This is a genomic window from Shewanella sp. Isolate7, assembly GCF_022398425.1.
Taxonomy (GTDB): domain Bacteria; phylum Pseudomonadota; class Gammaproteobacteria; order Enterobacterales; family Shewanellaceae; genus Shewanella.
In genome coordinates, this window is sequence record NZ_JAKEVJ010000152.1 from 1 (window position 1) to 3,270 (window position 3,270).

Sequence of the window (3,270 nt, forward strand, 5' to 3'; positions counted from 1 at the left end):
ACGCCGACATTGATTTCAGTTTGGTTTTTATGGTTGTTCATTATAAGCTTACTCTGCCTTGCTATACGGGCTCGAGGCCCCAATGACTGTTCGAGTTATTGCTAGGAGTTATGCAGCGCTACCCACTTGTTACCGGTCTCTCGTAAGAGGAGCCGCCATTCAATCGAGCTACTGCATAAAGACCCTCAACGGCCATTGAGGGTGGGCCTCCAATTTACCCTAAAATGGAACGGGATTAACCATACAAACCAATCAAGTATGCTCCCTACGGTTGCCGGACGGCATTTCATGCCGCCGCTTATTAGGGGCGTTATGTGCCTTAGTTTCGGAATTGTCCGCGCATGAAAGCAGGATTCTGCATTTAAATTTTTAGCATTTAAGATGGAAACGGAATTCGCGATGAGTAATCACATTTTCAAACCAGGCATCTTTTCAAGACTGGCACGTATCCCAGAAAATCTCGTCGCTTTTTCATCCTTTCAACAGCGCGTTTCATCAACCAGAAATTCTGCTATTTTCGTGCAGCGCATTTTTTCTCGGCAGCTTCTTGCGCCAGTGTTATCATGTTTCTCAATTTCACAGCTCGCACATAACAAGCGGCAGCAGGCGGACTCGGCAAATCTGTCACCAAATTTGCATTCGCAAATTCGCTGCCAGTTTTACCTCACCGCTGTGTCGGGCGTTATATTCATAAGGAGTCATTTTGAAACTTATACGTTATGCTGTTCTGTTTGCATTTACATTTTTGTCGTCCTTTATTTCAGCTAGCGAAGGGGAAAGTTGTTTAGCTAATGCAATGACTCAATCCAAGATGAATCAATGTGCTGGAGTAGGGTATAAAGAAGCAGATGCTGAGCTTAATCGCGTTTATAAGCAAATTAGAGAAATATATAAAGACGACGCGAAATTTTTGGGGAAACTGAAAAAAGCGCAACTTGCTTGGATCCAGCTTCGTGATGCTGACTTTGAATTGGAGTATCCGCATACTGAAGATCCTTCGTATTATGGTAGTTCTTTTTCTATGTGCGCGTCAGGACACAAAACTTGGCTCACACTTCAAAGAGTTGAGTTCCTAAAGCGATGGCTTGTTGGTGCAGAAGAAGGAGATGTATGTAGTGGTTCACAAATGTATCAATGGCGTCTTCAAGAAATATTAAAGAACAAATATAACCAGTCAAAGCAGTAGATGAACTACTGTTTGAGGCGTTAGAAGCCAAAGATACAATGGAGTAATCATCAAGTGCCAATTTTCGATATTTCAGGTGACAAATTGTCTGCCGTAGAGCAGAAGAACTTTGCACTGGAAAAGGACTTGCAGTCCCTGATTGAGAAAAACTGTAGTGGCATAGTGAATTTGGCCACCTGAATAGACGAAGTGATAGACTCACTTCCAGAGAAAAGGTGGTAGAAATGAWGAACACAAGACCGACATTCAGTGCAGAGTTCAAATTAGAAGCTGCGCAGCTGGTAACGAAACAGGGATACAGCATAACTGAGGCTGCAAGCGCGATGGGCGTCAGTAATTCAGCCATGCGTAAATGGGTAAACCAGCTTCGACAGGAGCAGCAAGGCGTATCCCCCAAAGGCGCACCGCTCACCCCCGAACAACAGCGGATCCGCGAGCTAGAAAAGAAAATCCGCCGCATTGAAGAAGAGAACACCATTTTAAAAAAGGCTACGGCTCTCTTGATGTCAGACTCACTGAACAGTTCTCGTTAGTCGAGAAACTCAGGAAGAGCCATAGCGTAAAGCGGATTTGTTCTATCCCCCAAAGGCGCACCGCTCACCCCCGAACAACAGCGGATCCGCGAGCTRGARAAGAAAATCCGCCGCATTGAAGAAGAGAACACCATTTTAAAAAAGGCTACGGCTCTCTTGATGTCAGACTCACTGAACAGTTCTCGTTAGTCGAGAAACTCAGGAAGAGCCATAGCGTAAAGCGGATTTGTTCAGTATTTAGTATTCACCGCAGCAGTTACAAGTATTGGCGAAGCAGACCTATCACCATTGATTCGAAGCAGATAAAGTTGACAGCATGGTGCGGGAGGCTTATGAAGCCAGCAATGGGTCAGCGGGTGCCAGAACCCTGGCTGATATGGTGACGACAGCTGGCGTGAGATTGACGCGCTATCGTGCCACAAGGCTGATGAAGAAGCTGRGGCTAGTGAGCAGCCAGGTGCCGCAACATCGCTACAAAAAGGCAGACAAGGAGCATGTCGCCATCCCTAATCTCCTTGACCGCCAGTTTGCTGTGACGGCTCCCAATCAAGTGTGGTGTGGCGATGTGACCTATGTGTGGACAGGAAAACGATGGGCTTACCTTGCCGTTGTTCTGGACTTGTTTGCACGAAAACCGGTGGGGTGGGCGATGTCATTTTCGCCCGATAGTGCGCTAACAAGCAAGGCACTAACCATGGCCTTTGAGGCGCGAGGAAGGCCSAAAGACCTAAGGAAGGTGCGAATAAGTCCCGTGCTTGCTCTGCGTGTGCTTAAAGTGGATAGATGCTAGGCACAGTTTGCAGCGAATGGCCCTAGTCCTTCGCAAGAACTGTAACGCAGCAAATACCGCTGTAAGCCTCGCCCTGCGGGGCTTTGATAGCAACACCATTTCGGCGTTATTCAACTTCAGCAGGCCTCGGCATGCCCTCAGTTGAATGCCTTGAACTGTCGCTGCTATCAAAGCCAGAGCTGTGTGCTTGCTCTGCGTGTGCTTAAAGTGGATAGATGCTAGGCACAGTTTGCAGCGAATGGCCCTAGTCCTTCGCAAGAACTGTAACGCAGCAAATACCGCTGTAAGCCTCGCCCTGCGGGGCTTTGATAGCAACACCATTTCGGCGTTATTCAACTTCAGCAGGCCTCGGCATGCCCTCAGTTGAATGCCTTGAACTGTCGCTGCTATCAAAGCCAGAGCTGTGCGACGACTTGTTCGCACCTTCCCTAGGATATGCATTACATTTAGGGAAGATGCGAATAAGTCCCTGATGTGAGATCATAGCTACATAGTAAATCACAGCCATTACTGCCCATGAGCCAACAGTTAACTTTTGCCGATAGTGAGTTTTCCAGCAAGCGCCGCCAGACCCGTAAAGAGATTTTCTTATCTCGGATGGACAACCTGTTACCATGGACTCAACTGCTGGAAGTGATTGAGCCCTTTTATCCAAAAGCGGGCAATGGTCGTCGTCCCTATCCACTGGAAACGATGTTCCGCATTCACTGTATGCAGCAATGGTACAGTCTGAGTGATGAGGCGATGGAAGATGCGCTTTA

At 47.5% G+C, this 3,270-nt stretch carries 2 protein-coding genes and 2 pseudogenes; all 4 read left to right on the forward strand.

The features are described from left to right. Positions 1 to 703: 703 nt before the first annotated feature. Entirely contained in the window at positions 704 to 1,186 is a 483-nt protein-coding gene (locus L1D47_RS20540) for a lysozyme inhibitor LprI family protein (protein WP_239886606.1), read from the forward strand. A 224-nt stretch (positions 1,187 to 1,410) separates the two neighbouring features. Beyond that, positions 1,411 to 1,733: pseudogene (locus L1D47_RS20545) on the forward strand (transposase); the annotation flags it as partial. A 73-nt stretch (positions 1,734 to 1,806) separates the two neighbouring features. Then, a pseudogene (locus tag L1D47_RS20550) lies at positions 1,807 to 2,449 on the forward strand (IS3 family transposase); the annotation flags it as partial. 576 nt (positions 2,450 to 3,025) lie between these two features. Continuing rightward, positions 3,026 to 3,270 (forward strand): transposase (locus L1D47_RS20555; protein ID WP_239886607.1); only part of this gene is annotated, 245 nt, incomplete at its 3' end.